Origin of the sequence: Burkholderia ambifaria AMMD (assembly GCF_000203915.1) — a bacterium.
Taxonomy (GTDB): Bacteria; Pseudomonadota; Gammaproteobacteria; order Burkholderiales; family Burkholderiaceae; genus Burkholderia; species Burkholderia ambifaria.
In genome coordinates this window covers 1,998,740-2,011,838 of sequence record NC_008390.1, presented here as the reverse complement: position 1 = coordinate 2,011,838, position 13,099 = coordinate 1,998,740, and the positions used below count along the sequence as shown (strand labels likewise).

The following is a 13,099-nucleotide window of genomic DNA, read 5'->3' as shown; positions in this document are numbered from 1 at the left end:
CATGCCGGCCGGCGCCGCATGAAAGCGGGGCGGGGCGCAAACCGCGCACACGCCCGCCGGCCGTGCGGCAACGGACAGGACACAGGAGACGTGGACCATGAGAATTGCCCAGATCGCCCCGCTGACCGAATCGGTGCCGCCGAAGCTGTACGGCGGTACGGAGCGCGTCGTGTCCTACATCACCGAGGCGCTCGTCGATCTCGGCCATGATGTGACGCTGTTCGCCAGCGGCGATTCGACGACCCGGGCGAAGCTCGAACCCGTGTGGCCGCGCGCGCTGCGGCTCGATTCGTCGATCCGCGACCGGGTCGCCCCGCACATGCTGCTGATGGAGACGGTCGCGCGCCGCGCGAAGGACTTCGACGTGCTCCATTTCCACATGGACTACTACTCGTTCTCGGTCTTCAACCGGCAGCAAACGCCGTACGTGACGACGCTGCACGGCCGGCTCGACCTGCCCGAGCAGCAGCCGGTGTTCGACACGTTCAACACGGCGCCCGTGATCTCGATTTCCAATTCGCAGCGCCAGCCGCTGCCGCAGGCGAAGTGGCTCACGACCGTCTACCACGGGCTGCCCGAGACGATGTACATGCCGCAGCCTGTCGAGCCGCGCTATCTCGCGTTCCTGGGCCGTATCTCGCCGGAGAAGCGCGTCGACACGGCGATCCGGATCGCCGGCCAGTGCGGGCTGCCGATCCGGATCGCCGCGAAGATCGATGCGGCCGACGAGGAATACTTCGACCGCGAGATCAAGCCGCTTTTCGCGTTGCCGCACGTCGAATTCATCGGCGAGATCGCCGATCATCAGAAGGCCGAATTCCTGTCGGGCGCGCATGCGCTGCTGTTTCCGATCGACTGGCCGGAACCGTTCGGGCTGGTGATGATCGAGGCGATGTCGTGCGGCACGCCGGTAATCGCATTCAATCGCGGCGCGGTGCCGGAAGTGATCGACGAGGGCGTGTCGGGTTTCATCGTCGAGGATGAAATCAGCGCGGTGGCCGCCGTGAACCGGCTGCACCTGCTGCCGCGCGCGCGCGTGCGGCAGCGCTTCGAGCAGCGCTTCACATCGCGCCGGATGGCGCAGCAGTACGTCGATGTCTACCAGTCACTGATTCGCGCACAGAAGCGCTCGCGCTTCAAGGTGATCGACTCGACGACCTGACGCGCGACGCGGGCAAATAAAAAAACGGCGATGCCCGCCAGGACATCGCCGTTTGCGCATGGCCCGCGCACGCTGTGCACGGTCATGGCGTCAGCGTCAGATCTTGAGCTTCGTGACCTTCGTGCCGTTGATCGACACGTCGCCCATCAGGCCCGCGTTCGTGAGCACGATGACCTGGACCGGTGCGGTGGCCGTGTTGGAATCGACCGCGCCGTTCGCGCCCATCTTCACCAGCGCGACCGACGCGCCGGCGCCGGCTGCCCAGCCGTCCGAGCCGCGGAATTCGTCGAGCGCTTCCTGCGTCATGAACAGGAACACGATCGCCTTCGACTGCGCACCGGCCTGCAGGCCGACCGACAGCGACGACGTGTTGTAGTAGCCGACCGTGCTGCCGCCGACGCGCAGCGCGCCGTTGCCGGACTGGCCGCCGACGATCAGGCCGGCCTGCAGCACGTTCGGGAACACCAGCACGCCGCGCGACTTCGCGACGAGCTCACGCGAACCCTTGACCGTGGAATACATGCGCGACAGCGTGGCGTCGACGCTCGAGTCGATCGCTTGACGCTTCGACGCGTTGGTCGCGGCGTTGTCCGGCTTGTCCGGGGTGGTGGTGCAACCGGTGAGCGCGAGGCTACCGACGATGAGCGCAGCGGCAGCTTTCAGCACAAGATTCCGTTTTTGCATCGTTATTCTCCATCGGATGACGTTCGGAGTGAGTCTCGCTCAGGGAGCGGATCACGTCGGCAGTTATATCACAGTGGATTACAGCCTCTTTTCATTGCGATGTGAAAAAGCGTCAAATCGTCCGGGGATGTCGCGGCGCGCCAACGGACGGCGCGGCGCGCGTGGGGCGACGCATCGCACGCCCGAAGGGTGGCAGGCGGTTAGCGGAAAAAGGAAAGGATAAGCTGCGCGTCAATGCGTGACGGGCGGCGCCGGCGGAGCGGGCGGCTTGATCGGCGGGCGGCGCAGCGCACGGCGGATCAGCGCGATCACGACCCCGCAGGCGAACAGGAACGCGGCCGGTACGACCCAATAGCCGACGAACGCATGCCACAGATAACCGGCGAGCGTATTGCGGCGCACCACGTATTCGTCGCGGGCCGCTTGCTGGCGCGCCGCGTTGGCGCTCAGCACGTCAGCCGGGCAGCCGGCCGCCCGCGCCGCATCAGGATCCCCGTGGCACTTCGCGGCCGCGCCGGCGGCTTGCTGCGCGTCGGTGAGCTGCCAGGTGGTCAGCGCGAGTTCCAGGTCGGCCTTGTTGTACGCCATTTCCTCGCGGATCTCGCGCACGGCGACGATCGCGACGGGCACGGCCCAGAACACGATCACGATCAGCCAGCGGCGGAACCAGCGGTGTTGTCTCCATGCCATCCATGCCTCCGTTTGACGCGGCGTGCGCGTCCGTCTCGAGGGCGGCCCGATGGCGCTTCTTGTACTTGGGTGGGCCGCGTTGCAGCCATCATAGAAGAAATCGCGGCGAATTGCCGCACCATGTGGCGGCATTCGAACGGCGCGCCCGGAAAGCGGGGCGGGAGGGCGGCGCAACGTATCGCGGCGTCGGCGTGGCGATGCCGCCGGACGGTGCGCCGGCGCATCGGGCGGCGTCGCGCGCGTCGATGCGCGTGCAACGAAAACAAAAAAGCCGCGCCCGCCGAAGCGGTGCGCGGCATTCGTGCGGGAGCGCCGGAACTCAGGCGGCCGGCTGGCTGCTCAGGCAGCTCTTCATGAACGCCTTGCGGTCGTCGCCTTTCTTGCCGGTGGCCTGCGTGTTGCAGGCCTTCATCTTTTCCTGCTGCGTCATTGCCTTCGCGGGCTTGGCCGACAGGCATTCCTTCATGAACGCCTTGCGTTCGTCGCCCGTCTTGCCGGTGGCCTGGGTGTTGCAGGCCTTCATCTTGTCCTGCTGGCTGTTCGCCGCGAAAGCGGGGGAAGCCAGCATGCCGCCGAGAAGCACTGCGGCTACGAGCGATTGAATTTTCATTTCGACACTCCCATGGGGTGAATTGCGCTTTATATCGACGCCGTCACGAAGCCCGGCGCAACGGGAACAGGGTCGCATCGCGCCGCGCGCTCCGATTATGGCAAATCAATGTGAAAACACCAAAACGGCATTCGTATAACGCGGCCGGCCGCATAGCCGTTGACGGTGCGTGCGCGCACCGGTGATCGGGACAAACCATGACGCGGGTGCGTCGGCCCCGGCCGTACACGCGGATCCTGCCGGATGCCGGCCGCGAGCCATTACAATCGCGGCCATGAATACTCCGAACTCCGCATCCCCTTCGTCGGCGGCGGCGCTGCCGCGCATCGCCGTACTCGCCACCGGCGGCACGATCGCCGGCGCCGCGCCGGACGCCGCCAGCACGGCCGGCTATCAGGCCGGCGCGCTCGGCGTCAATTTCCTGCTCGACGCGGTGCCGGCGCTCGCATCGGTCGCGCGCATCGCCGCCGAGCAGGTCGCCAGCATCGACAGCAAGGATCTCGCGCTGCCGCTGTGGAATACGCTTGCCGCGCGCATCGACGCGCTGATGGCCGATCCGGCGATCGACGGCCTTGTGATCACCCACGGTACCGACACGCTCGAGGAAACCGCGTACGCGCTGCATCTGGTCGTGACCGGCGACAAGCCGGTCGTGCTGACGGCCGCGATGCGGCCGGCCACCGCGCTGTCGTCCGACGGCCCGCTGAACCTGCTGAACGCAGTGACGGTCGCCGCCCATCCGGCCGCGCGCGGGCAGGGCGTGCTCGTCGCGTTCAACAACCGGATTCACGGCGCGCGCGACGTCGTGAAGACGAGCACCTATGCGGTCGACGCATTCCAGTCGCCGGAACTGGGCGCGCTCGGCTGGGTGCAGGACGGCCGCGTCGAATTCGCGCGCCGCGTGACGCGTGCGCGCGATGCGCAACTGGCGATCGCCGCGGCGTGGCCGCCGGTCGAAATCGTCGCGAGCTATGCGGGCGTGACGCGCACGGCCGTCGATGCGCTCGTCGCGGCCGGCGTGCGCGGCCTCGTCGTCGCGGGCACCGGCAACGGGTCGATCCATGCGACGCTGCAGGCGGCGCTCGTCGATGCGGTGAACGCCGGCGTCGCGGTGGTGCGCGCGTCGCGGGTCGGCTCGGGGCACGTGATGCGCAACGGCGCGGCGAACGACGATGCGCTCGGTTTCGTGAGCGCCGGGTCGCTGAGCCCGTTCAAGGCACGCGTGCTGCTGATGTTGGCGCTCGCGAATGGCATTCATGAGCGCGACGCGCTGCAACGCGCATTCGACACGCTGTGACCGGTGGCCGCCGATCGGGCGGCGGGCGGCGCGCATGAAAAAAAGGCAGGCCAATGGCCTGCCTTTTTTGCGTCAGTGCTGGGCGATTGCTCAGGACTGCGGCGGAATCACGAGCTTCTGGCCCGGATAGATCCGGTCCGGACTCGACAGCATCGGCTTGTTCGCCTCGAAGATCGCCGGGTACTTGTTCGCGTCGCCGTACACTTCCTTCGCGATCGCCGACAGCGTATCGCCCGGCTTCACGTCATGGTACTGAACTTCCTGATCGTCCGGCTGCAGATCGTCGTCGTTGACGCCCGCGACGCCTTGCACGTTGCCGGCCGCGACCTTGACCTTCGCCTTCGTGTCGAGATCGGCGACGCTGCCCGACAGCGTGACGGTGCGCGACGCGCCGTCGAACGCGACGGTCAGATTCGACGTATCGAGACCCTGCGTGCTGATGTAGTTCTTGATCGCATCGGCCGCGGTCTGGTTCGCCGCATTCGGATCTTCCGCTGCTTGCGCGTCAGCGTGACCCAGCAGTTTTTCACCCGCCTCTTTAATAAACGAAAGAAGACCCATCGCTGCACTCCCTAGGTGGTTGAAAAGAAAACGCGCCGTGAAGTGGCGAAAAAAACACCGCGCTGAGCGCGCTCACCGGAGTGAGCGCAAGGCGCGGCGGATTTCTCGAAAGGCGTGGCGAAAGTGTAGGCGTTCATCGCGACGATTGCATGAAAAATCGCACGCCTGAACGTAAAGAAATGTAATACGCGAAATCCGACAGGCGGACACCCGACGACGACGTCTGACCGACCAAGGCTTCCCCGGCGTCGCCGGGTGCCGCTGCGGACCCCACCACGCCGCTCTCAGCCCAGAGCGGCGTTTTTCGCCCCGTCGCGCACGCGGTTAGCGATGCGCGGCGGGGCGCCCCACCGTGATGCGCGCGTGTTCGCGCACCGATACGACCGGCCGCGGCCGGATCGCGAGTATGCGTCGCGCAGCGCCCGCGCTGCACTCGCGCTGCGCCCGCGCGCGTTCGCCGTTGTAGCGAAACGCGCGCCGCTGCATCCGCTACATCCGCGTTACGCGGCCGGCGTCTGGCCGATTTCGAAGTTCGACATGATCTCGAGCGCACGCACGAGTGCCGAGTGATCCCATGCCTTGCCGCCGTGCGACGCGCACACGCTGAACAGTTGCTGCGCGCTCGCCGTGTGCGGCAGCGCGAGGCCAAGCTTGCGTGCGCCGTCGAGCGCGAGGTTCAGGTCCTTCTGATGCAGCTCGATGCGAAAGCCCGGATCGAACGTGCGCTTCGTCATGCGCGCGCCATGCACTTCGAGGATCCGCGACGCGGCGAAGCCGCCCATCAGCGCCTGGCGCACGCGCTCCGGATCGGCCCCCGAGCGCGCGGCGAACAGCAGCGCTTCGCCGACCGCCTCGATGTTCAGCGCGACGATGATCTGGTTCGCGACCTTGCAGGTCTGGCCCGCGCCGTTGTCGCCGACGAGCGTGATGTTCTTGCCCATTTTCTCGAACAGCGGCTTCGCGCGCTCGAAGGCCTGCTCCGGGCCGCCGACCATGATCGTGAGCGTCGCTTCGCGGGCGCCGACTTCGCCGCCGGACACCGGCGCGTCGAGGTAGTCGCAGCCGAGCGTATTGATCTGCTTCGCGAATTGCTGCGTGTCGAGCGGCGAGATCGAACTCATGTCGATCACGAGCTTGCCGGCCGTCAGGCCCTTCGCGACGCCGTCGTCGGCGAACAGCACGTTACGCACGTCGGGCGTATCCGGCACCATCGAGATGATGATGTCCGCGTTCTGCGCGACTTCGGTCGAGTTCGCGACGACCTTCGCGCTCGCGCGCAGGTCGTCCGGCACCGGGAACGCACCGTTCACGACGAGCTGATGATCGCCCTTGAGCAGGTTGCGCGCCATGTGCGCGCCCATGATGCCGAGGCCGATGAATCCGATGGTTGCCATGTGAAAGTCTCCTATAGGGGCGTAGGTGGGAAGGGCGGATCTCAGGCGGCGCGTCGCGCCGAGCCCGGTGCGCAGCCGGCGACGCTTTGCAGCCAGCCGAGGCCTTCCGTCGTGGTGGTGCGGGGCTTGTATTCGCAGCCGACGTAGCCGGCATAGCCGAGCCGGTCGAGCAGCGCGAACAGGAACGCGTAGTTGATCTCGCCCGTACCCGGCTCGTTGCGGCCCGGGTTGTCCGCGAGCTGGACGTGGCCGATCGACGCGAGGTTGCGTTCGATGGTCGCGGCCAGTTCGCCTTCCATGCGCTGCATGTGATAGATGTCGTACTGCAGGAACAGGTTGTCCGAGCCGACCGCGCGGATCACGTCGAGCCCTTCGGATGAGCGGTTCAGCGCGAAGCCCGGGATGTCGAAGCTGTTGCACGGCTCCACCAGCAGGCGGATGCCTTCGCGCTTGAGCGCATCGGCCGCGAAGCGCAGGTTGTCGACGATCGTGACGAAGGTCTTGTCGCGCGCCGTGCTCGCCGACGGGATGCCGACGAGGCAGTTCAACTGCGGCACCTTCAGCGCCTTCGCATACTCGATCGCACGGCCGACCCCTTCCTGGAATTCACCGACGCGATCGGGCAGGCACGCGATGCCGCGCTCGCCCTGGTCCCAGTTGCCGGCGGGCAGGTTGTGCAGCACGAGGCGCAGGCGGTGCGTCTCGAGCCGCTCGGCGAGTTCCTCTTTCGCGTACGGATACGGGAACAGGAACTCGACGGCGTCGAAGCCCGCGTCCGCGGCCGCCTTGAAGCGATCGAGGAACGGCACTTCGTTGAACAGCATGGTCAGGTTTGCAGCAAACTTCGGCATGAGCTAAGCCTCTTCGGTCGGTCAGTCAAAAAATGGCGTGCGGATCAGTCGAGCATCGAGATCGCGGTCGGCGCGTGCTCGGCCTTCTCGGCGAGTTCCTCGAACTCGTTGATCGCATCGATTTCAGTGCCCATCGAAATGTTCGTCACGCGCTCGAGGATCACTTCGACGACCACCGGCACGCTGAACTCCTGCGCGAGCGCCTGCGCCTGCTTCAGCGCCGGCTCGATCTCTTCCGGCTTGGACACGCGCAGCGCCTTGCAGCCGAGGCCTTCTGCCACCGCCACGTGATCGACGCCATAACCGTTCAGCTCCGGTGCGTTGACGTTGTCGAACGCGAGCTGCACGCAGTAGTCCATGTCGAACGCGCGCTGGGCCTGGCGGATCAGGCCGAGGTACGAGTTGTTCACCACCACGTGCACGTACGGCAGCTTGAATTGCGCGCCGGCGGCCAGCTCTTCGATCATGAACTGGAAGTCGTAGTCGCCGGACAGCGCGACGATCGGGCGGGTCGGATCGGCCGCGCGCACGCCGAGCGCGGCGGGGATCGTCCAGCCGAGCGGGCCGGCCTGGCCGCAGTTGATCCAGTTGCGTGCCTTGAACACGTGCAGGAACTGCGCGGCGGCGATCTGCGACAGGCCGATCGTGCTGACGTAGCACGTATCGCGGCCGAACACCTTGTTCATCTCTTCGTACACGCGCTGCGGCTTGACCGGCACGTTGTCGAAGTGGGTCTTGCGCTGCAGCGTGCGCTTGCGCGCCTGGCACTCGGACACCCACGCGCTGCGATCCTTCAGCTTGCCGGCGGCCTTCCATTCCTGCGCCACCGCGACGAACAGCTCGAGCGCGGCCTTCGCGTCGGACACGATGCCGAGATCCGGGCCGAACACGCGGCCGATCTGCGTCGGCTCGATGTCGACGTGCACGAACTTGCGGCCCTTCGTATAAACCTCGACGCTGCCGGTGTGGCGGTTCGCCCAGCGGTTGCCGATGCCGAGCACGAAGTCGGACGCGAGCATCGTCGCGTTGCCGTAGCGGTGCGACGTCTGCAGGCCGACCATGCCGGCCATCAGCGGGTGGTCGTCGGGAATCGCGCCCCACGACATCAGCGTCGGGATCACCGGCACGCCGATCGTTTCGGCGAACTGCACGAGCAAGTCTTCGGCCGCCGCGTTGAGCACGCCGCCGCCCGACACGATCAGCGGCTTGTCCGCGTCGTTGAGCATCGCGAGCGCCTTCTCGATCTGCGCGCGGCTCGCCGCGGGCTTGTAGACCGGCAGCGGTTCATACGTGTCGATGTCGAATTCGATTTCGGCGAGCTGCACGTCGATCGGCAGGTCGACCAGCACCGGGCCCGGCCGGCCCGAGCGCATCAGGTGGAACGCCTGCTGGAACACGCGTGGCACCAGCGCGGGTTCGCGCACGGTGACGGCCCACTTGGTGACGGGCTTCGCGATCGACTCGATGTCGACGGCCTGGAAGTCTTCCTTGTACAGGCGGGCACGCGGTGCCTGGCCCGTGATCGCGAGGATCGGAATCGAGTCGGCCGATGCGGAGTACAGGCCGGTGATCATGTCGGTGCCGGCGGGGCCCGACGTGCCGATGCACACGCCGATGTTGCCGGGCGCGGCACGCGTGAAGCCTTCGGCCATGTGCGAAGCACCTTCGACGTGGCGGGCCAGCACGTGGCTGATGCCGCCCGACTTGCGCATCGCGGAATAGAACGGGTTGATCGCTGCGCCCGGCACGCCGAACGCGGTCTGGATGCCTTCCTTCTCGAGCACGAGTACGGCTGCGTCGACGGCTCTCATCTTGGCCATGCATGTCTCCTTGAATGTGTGGATCTTGCGAATCGCTCTGTTGGGAACACTTTAAGGATGCAGGAAAGGTTTGATAAGATCAGCCGAAGTCGCTTATTTCGAAACTAAAAGTATGGAATGACGGCCGGACGGGGCTTCCCGCCGGCGTCGACGCCGGGACGGAGACAGGAGATGGATCGTTTCAAGCAGATCGAGACGTTCGTGCGGGTCGCGGACGCGGGCAGCCTCGCGGCGGCGGCCCTCGAGGAGGGCGTGTCGCCGGTGGTGCTCGGGCGGCGCATCGACGCGCTCGAGAAACGCCTCGGCGTGAAGCTGATGTACCGCTCGACGCGGCGGCTGGTGGTCAGCGAGGAGGGCGCCGCGTTCCTCGAGCGCTGCCGCGGGCTGCTGTCCGAATGGGATCAGGCCGAGAACGAGCTGGCCGCCGGGCGCCGCGCGGTCAGCGGGCACCTGATCGTGTCCGCGCCGGCCGCGTTCGGCCGCAAGCACGTCGCGCCGCACGCACCCGGCTTCCTCGTCGACAAGCCGGAAATGCAGCTGTCGTTCAACCTGACCGATCGCGTCGTCGATCTGGTGCGCGAAGGCTACGACCTGTCGATCCGGATCGGCGGCTCGGTCGATCCGAACTTCGTCGCGGTGAAGCTCGCGTCGAACCGGCGCGTCGTGTGCGGCACGCCCGAGTATTTCCGTCGCCACGGTCGGCCGAAGTCGCTGGACGACCTGCTCAAGCACAACTGTCTGGCATTCAACCTGCAGGGCGGCCAGAACCGCGGCTGGTATTTCCAGCGCCACGGCAAGATCGTCACGATGCGGGTGACCGGCAATCTCGATTGCAACGACGGCGAGCTGCTGCATCGGTGGGTGGCGGAGAGCCTCGGGCTCGGCTGGCGCTCGACCTGGGAAATCGCCGCGCAGCTCGAGACCGGCGAACTCGAGACGGTGCTCGACGAATACGCGCTGCCGGATTACGACATCCTCGCGGTCTATCCGCAGCAGCGCTACGTGCCCGCGCGCGTGCGCTACTTCATCGACTACCTGCGCGAAGCGTATGCGCGGCCCGGCTACTGGAGCAGCACGCCGTAACGGGCGCGGCGCGTCCGGGCATTTTTCTGCGCTTCACCGGCTTCATGCGGGAATAAACTCGATGCAGCGGCGGTAAGGTGATCGAGTGCGCGCGCTGCCGGTCTGTCCGGGCATCGGACGCGAGAACGGACGCAAGACGGGCGCGGCTTCGGCCGCCGGGACCAGGGAGGCCATGTGGGGCAAGCCGGACAGGCGGTCGACGAGCGGGCAGAGGATGACGCGATCGCGCGCGGCGAGCGGTTTCGCGCGCTCGTGCTGCCGCATCTCGACGCCGCGTACAACCTCGCCCGCTGGCTGAGCGGCAATCCGGGCGATGCGGACGACGTCGTCCAGGACGCGTGCATGCGCGCGCTGCGCTTCGTCGACTCGTGCCGCGGCGACAACGCCCGGCCGTGGCTGCTGACGATCGTGCGCCACACCTGGTACACGGAGTGGCGGCGCCGCACCCACGCGCACGAGGTTGCGCTGCCCGACACGCTCGACGACACGGAGGTGCCGGACGACTGGCAGCCGGCGCCCGGCGATCCGCTCGCGCAGCTGCTGCGCGGCGAGAACGTGCGGCTCGTGAACGCGGCGCTCGCGAAGCTGCCGCCCGAATACCGCGAGGTGCTGGTGCTGCGCGAGATGGAGGATTTGAGCTACCGCGAGATCGCGGCGATCGCCGACGTGCCGGTGGGCACGGTGATGTCGCGGCTCTCGCGCGGCCGGCGCCGGCTTGCCGCGCTGCTGGACGGCACGCAGGTGCCGCCGTCCGGCCCCGCGTCGGGGCGTGCGTCGGCGAGCGGAACCGCATCGGAGGCGATCGATGGACTGTAACGAAGCGCGAGCCTTGCTGGACGCGGACGTCGACCGCGAGCTGTCGGCGCCCGATGCGTTGCGCGTCCAGCGGCATGTCGACGGGTGCGACGCGTGCCGCCGCGAACGCGAGCGGATCGTCGTGCTGGGGCGGGCCGTGCGGCAGGCCGATTATCACCGCGCGCCCGATGCGCTGCGGGCGAGCCTCCTCGCGGCGCTGCCGGCGCCAGGCGGCGCGCGCGAGCGCGGGCCGGCCGCGGCGGCGCCGGAGCCTGATGCGGCGCCGCGGCCTCGGCCTCGGCCTCGCTCAAGCGGGCGCCGCTGGTTCTCCTGGCCGGCCGGACGCGGCGTATCGGCTCGCCCGGGTTCTGCCGGCCCGGGGCCGCGTGTCACGGCGGTGCCCGGGCTCGGCTGGGGCGTGGCGCTGGTGGTCGCGCTCGCCGCGGCGGCCGGGATGACGCTGTCCGCCCGTCACGCCGAAACCGGCCAGACGGTCGACGAGCTGGTCGCGAGCCACGTGCGGGCCGGCCTGTCGGCGCGCGACATCGATGTGATCTCGACCGACCGGCATACGGTCAAGCCGTGGTTCAACGGCCGGCTCGACTATGCGCCGCCGGTCGAGGACCTGTCGGCGAGCGGCTTCCCGCTCGTGGGTGGCCGGCTCGACTACGTCGGGCGGCGCCGCGTCGCGGTGCTCGTGTACCGATATCGGCAGCACGTGATCGACGTGTACGTGCGGCCGGCGGGCGGCGGCGGAGAGGCGGGGCCGTACGCGACCGTGTCGCAGGGCTTTGCGCTCGACCGGTGGGACGCGGCCGGGATGACCTGGTGGGCCGTGACCGACGCCGAGCCGTCGGCGCTGGCCGCCTTCAGGACGGCGCTCGACGCGCGGCTTGGCGGGGCGCGCAGCGAGTGACGGCGGGCCGCGGCGCCGGCCCCGTCACCCGCGCGTGATGCTCCGCCCCCGATTCCCGAGGGGCACGCGAGCCGCCATTCGACCGCCAGCGCGGGTTCAAGTCTTTGAAAACATGGCCGAATCCGGTCCGAAATCGTCGATCGGTGTTGCATGTGCCCTGTATCCGGGTTAGAATCTTCGGCTTCTCACTTGCCACACCGGTTCAGACGCCCGGGTGGCTTCAATCCACAAGGAGTGTGTAATGCGTCATTACGAAATCGTATTCATCGTGCACCCCGATCAAAGCGAGCAAGTGCCCGCGATGATCGAGCGTTACAAGACCACGATCACGACGCACGGCGGCCAGATCCACCGTGTCGAAGACTGGGGCCGTCGCCAACTGGCCTACATGATCGAGAAACTCGCGAAGGCTCACTACGTCTGCATGAACATCGAGTGCGACCAGACGACGCTCGACGAACTCGAACACGCGTTCAAGTTCAACGACGCCGTGCTGCGCCACCTCATCGTCAAGATGAAGAAGGCCGAGACCGGCCCGTCGCCGATGATGAAGGAAGTTCAGCGCGAAGAAGCCAAGAAGGCGGCTGCTGCTCAGCCGACCGAAGCGCAGGCTTAAGTTCGTCATTCATTAAGCCATCAAGGAGCGCGCTACTCACGTGAACAGGTTGCAATTGACGGCGAGCGTCGTCGAACGCGCACCGGTGCGATATACGCCGGCAGGTGTTCCGATCGCAAGCGCCACGTTGCACCACCGCACGGAAGTCGTCGAAGCAGGCATTCCCCGTCAGGTCGAAATGACGATCGAGGCGGTGGCGGCCGGTGAGGCGAGCGGCAGGCTGGAAAGTCGTGAAATGGGCGTCGAAACGCTGTTCACGGGCTTCCTGGCAAAGAAAAGCCGCAACGCGAGAACCTTGGTGTTTCACATCACAGCATTGCAGGACATTGGAAAGGACTGAAATCATGCCCCGCCCGACTGGTAAGAAATTCGACAAGCGTCGTCAGCAACAAAACCCGCTCTTCAAGCGCAAGAAGTTCTGCCGTTTCACGGCAGCCGGCGTCGACCAGATCGACTACAAGGACACGGAAACGCTGAAGGACTTCATCGGCGAAAACGGCAAGATCACGCCGGCTCGTCTGACGGGTACGAAGGCGCACTATCAGCGTCAGCTGGATACGGCCATCAAGCGTGCGCGTTTCCTCGCGCTGCTGCCGTACACCGATCAGCACAAGGCGTAA

The 13,099-nt window shown here is 67.0% G+C and carries 15 protein-coding genes; 8 read left to right on the top strand and 7 right to left on the bottom strand.

From position 1 onward, the window contains the following. The first annotated feature begins 97 nt into the window (after window positions 1–97). On the top strand, window positions 98–1,162 hold the full coding sequence (locus BAMB_RS09175; protein ID WP_011657079.1) for a glycosyltransferase family 4 protein: 1,065 nt from the start codon (window positions 98–100) through the stop codon (window positions 1,160–1,162). 96 nt (window positions 1,163–1,258) lie between these two features. Here the strand turns inward: BAMB_RS09175 and BAMB_RS09170 are convergent, their stop codons facing one another. From BAMB_RS09170 to BAMB_RS09160, 3 genes are all read right to left on the bottom strand, one after another. Next, window positions 1,259–1,846, bottom strand: a complete 588-nt coding sequence (locus tag BAMB_RS09170) for a BPSL1445 family SYLF domain-containing lipoprotein (protein ID WP_011657078.1) — start codon at window positions 1,844–1,846, stop codon at window positions 1,259–1,261. A 231-nt stretch (window positions 1,847–2,077) separates the two neighbouring features. Then, window positions 2,078–2,536 (bottom strand): membrane protein, encoded by a 459-nt coding sequence (locus tag BAMB_RS09165; RefSeq protein WP_011657077.1) that lies wholly within the window; start codon window positions 2,534–2,536, stop codon window positions 2,078–2,080. A gap of 319 nt (window positions 2,537–2,855) precedes the next feature. Next, window positions 2,856–3,146, bottom strand: coding sequence for a PsiF family protein (locus BAMB_RS09160; protein ID WP_012364040.1), 291 nt, complete (start codon window positions 3,144–3,146; stop codon window positions 2,856–2,858). A gap of 274 nt (window positions 3,147–3,420) precedes the next feature. On the opposite strand from BAMB_RS09160, the gene BAMB_RS09155 reads away from it, so the two are divergent. Further along, window positions 3,421–4,443, top strand: a complete 1,023-nt coding sequence (locus BAMB_RS09155; protein ID WP_011657075.1) for an asparaginase — start codon at window positions 3,421–3,423, stop codon at window positions 4,441–4,443. 90 nt (window positions 4,444–4,533) lie between these two features. Here the strand turns inward: BAMB_RS09155 and lysM are convergent, their stop codons facing one another. From lysM to gcl, 4 genes are all read right to left on the bottom strand, one after another. Continuing rightward, window positions 4,534–5,004: a peptidoglycan-binding protein LysM gene (gene lysM / locus BAMB_RS09150; protein ID WP_006755060.1), complete on the bottom strand. Its 471-nt coding sequence runs from the start codon at window positions 5,002–5,004 to the stop codon at window positions 4,534–4,536. A gap of 500 nt (window positions 5,005–5,504) precedes the next feature. Beyond that, the gene (locus BAMB_RS09145) at window positions 5,505–6,398 is read right to left on the bottom strand and encodes a 2-hydroxy-3-oxopropionate reductase (protein WP_011657074.1); all 894 of its coding nucleotides are present in this window, start codon (window positions 6,396–6,398) and stop codon (window positions 5,505–5,507) included. A 41-nt stretch (window positions 6,399–6,439) separates the two neighbouring features. Further along, entirely contained in the window at window positions 6,440–7,249 is an 810-nt protein-coding gene (gene hyi / locus BAMB_RS09140; RefSeq protein WP_011657073.1) for a hydroxypyruvate isomerase, read from the bottom strand. Window positions 7,250–7,293: 44 nt separating this feature from the next. Beyond that, window positions 7,294–9,069: a glyoxylate carboligase gene (gene gcl, locus BAMB_RS09135; protein ID WP_011657072.1), complete on the bottom strand. Its 1,776-nt coding sequence runs from the start codon at window positions 9,067–9,069 to the stop codon at window positions 7,294–7,296. A gap of 171 nt (window positions 9,070–9,240) precedes the next feature. On the opposite strand from gcl, the gene BAMB_RS09130 reads away from it, so the two are divergent. From BAMB_RS09130 to rpsR, 6 genes are all read left to right on the top strand, one after another. Further along, window positions 9,241–10,152, top strand: coding sequence for a LysR family transcriptional regulator (locus BAMB_RS09130; RefSeq protein WP_006761529.1), 912 nt, complete (start codon window positions 9,241–9,243; stop codon window positions 10,150–10,152). A gap of 174 nt (window positions 10,153–10,326) precedes the next feature. Then, entirely contained in the window at window positions 10,327–10,968 is a 642-nt protein-coding gene (locus tag BAMB_RS09125; protein ID WP_011657071.1) for an RNA polymerase sigma factor, read from the top strand. After that, on the top strand, window positions 10,958–11,863 hold the full coding sequence (locus BAMB_RS09120; protein ID WP_011657070.1) for a zf-HC2 domain-containing protein: 906 nt from the start codon (window positions 10,958–10,960) through the stop codon (window positions 11,861–11,863). The genes BAMB_RS09125 and BAMB_RS09120 overlap by 11 nt, the downstream gene beginning before the upstream one ends. A 241-nt stretch (window positions 11,864–12,104) precedes the next feature. Beyond that, on the top strand, window positions 12,105–12,479 hold the full coding sequence (rpsF, locus tag BAMB_RS09115) for a 30S ribosomal protein S6 (RefSeq protein WP_006755436.1): 375 nt from the start codon (window positions 12,105–12,107) through the stop codon (window positions 12,477–12,479). A 40-nt stretch (window positions 12,480–12,519) separates the two neighbouring features. Further along, window positions 12,520–12,819 (top strand): primosomal replication protein N, encoded by a 300-nt coding sequence (priB, locus tag BAMB_RS09110; protein ID WP_011657069.1) that lies wholly within the window; start codon window positions 12,520–12,522, stop codon window positions 12,817–12,819. A gap of 4 nt (window positions 12,820–12,823) precedes the next feature. Then, the gene (gene rpsR, locus BAMB_RS09105) at window positions 12,824–13,099 is read left to right on the top strand and encodes a 30S ribosomal protein S18 (protein ID WP_011657068.1); all 276 of its coding nucleotides are present in this window, start codon (window positions 12,824–12,826) and stop codon (window positions 13,097–13,099) included.

What these genes read in the sequence shown, in the direction of transcription:
- BAMB_RS09175 (WP_011657079.1), top strand. Translation starts at nt 98, where the DNA reads ATGAGAATTGCCCAGATCGCCCCGCTGACCGAATCGGTGCCGCCGAAG.
- BAMB_RS09170 (WP_011657078.1), bottom strand. Translation starts at nt 1,846, where the DNA reads ATGCAAAAACGGAATCTTGTGCTGAAAGCTGCCGCTGCGCTCATCGTC.
- BAMB_RS09165 (WP_011657077.1), bottom strand. Translation starts at nt 2,536, where the DNA reads ATGGCATGGAGACAACACCGCTGGTTCCGCCGCTGGCTGATCGTGATC.
- BAMB_RS09160 (WP_012364040.1), bottom strand. Translation starts at nt 3,146, where the DNA reads ATGAAAATTCAATCGCTCGTAGCCGCAGTGCTTCTCGGCGGCATGCTG.
- BAMB_RS09155 (WP_011657075.1), top strand. Translation starts at nt 3,421, where the DNA reads ATGAATACTCCGAACTCCGCATCCCCTTCGTCGGCGGCGGCGCTGCCG.
- lysM (WP_006755060.1), bottom strand. Translation starts at nt 5,004, where the DNA reads ATGGGTCTTCTTTCGTTTATTAAAGAGGCGGGTGAAAAACTGCTGGGT.
- BAMB_RS09145 (WP_011657074.1), bottom strand. Translation starts at nt 6,398, where the DNA reads ATGGCAACCATCGGATTCATCGGCCTCGGCATCATGGGCGCGCACATG.
- hyi (WP_011657073.1), bottom strand. Translation starts at nt 7,249, where the DNA reads ATGCCGAAGTTTGCTGCAAACCTGACCATGCTGTTCAACGAAGTGCCG.
- gcl (WP_011657072.1), bottom strand. Translation starts at nt 9,069, where the DNA reads ATGGCCAAGATGAGAGCCGTCGACGCAGCCGTACTCGTGCTCGAGAAG.
- BAMB_RS09130 (WP_006761529.1), top strand. Translation starts at nt 9,241, where the DNA reads ATGGATCGTTTCAAGCAGATCGAGACGTTCGTGCGGGTCGCGGACGCG.
- BAMB_RS09120 (WP_011657070.1), top strand. Translation starts at nt 10,958, where the DNA reads ATGGACTGTAACGAAGCGCGAGCCTTGCTGGACGCGGACGTCGACCGC.
- rpsF (WP_006755436.1), top strand. Translation starts at nt 12,105, where the DNA reads ATGCGTCATTACGAAATCGTATTCATCGTGCACCCCGATCAAAGCGAG.
- rpsR (WP_011657068.1), top strand. Translation starts at nt 12,824, where the DNA reads ATGCCCCGCCCGACTGGTAAGAAATTCGACAAGCGTCGTCAGCAACAA.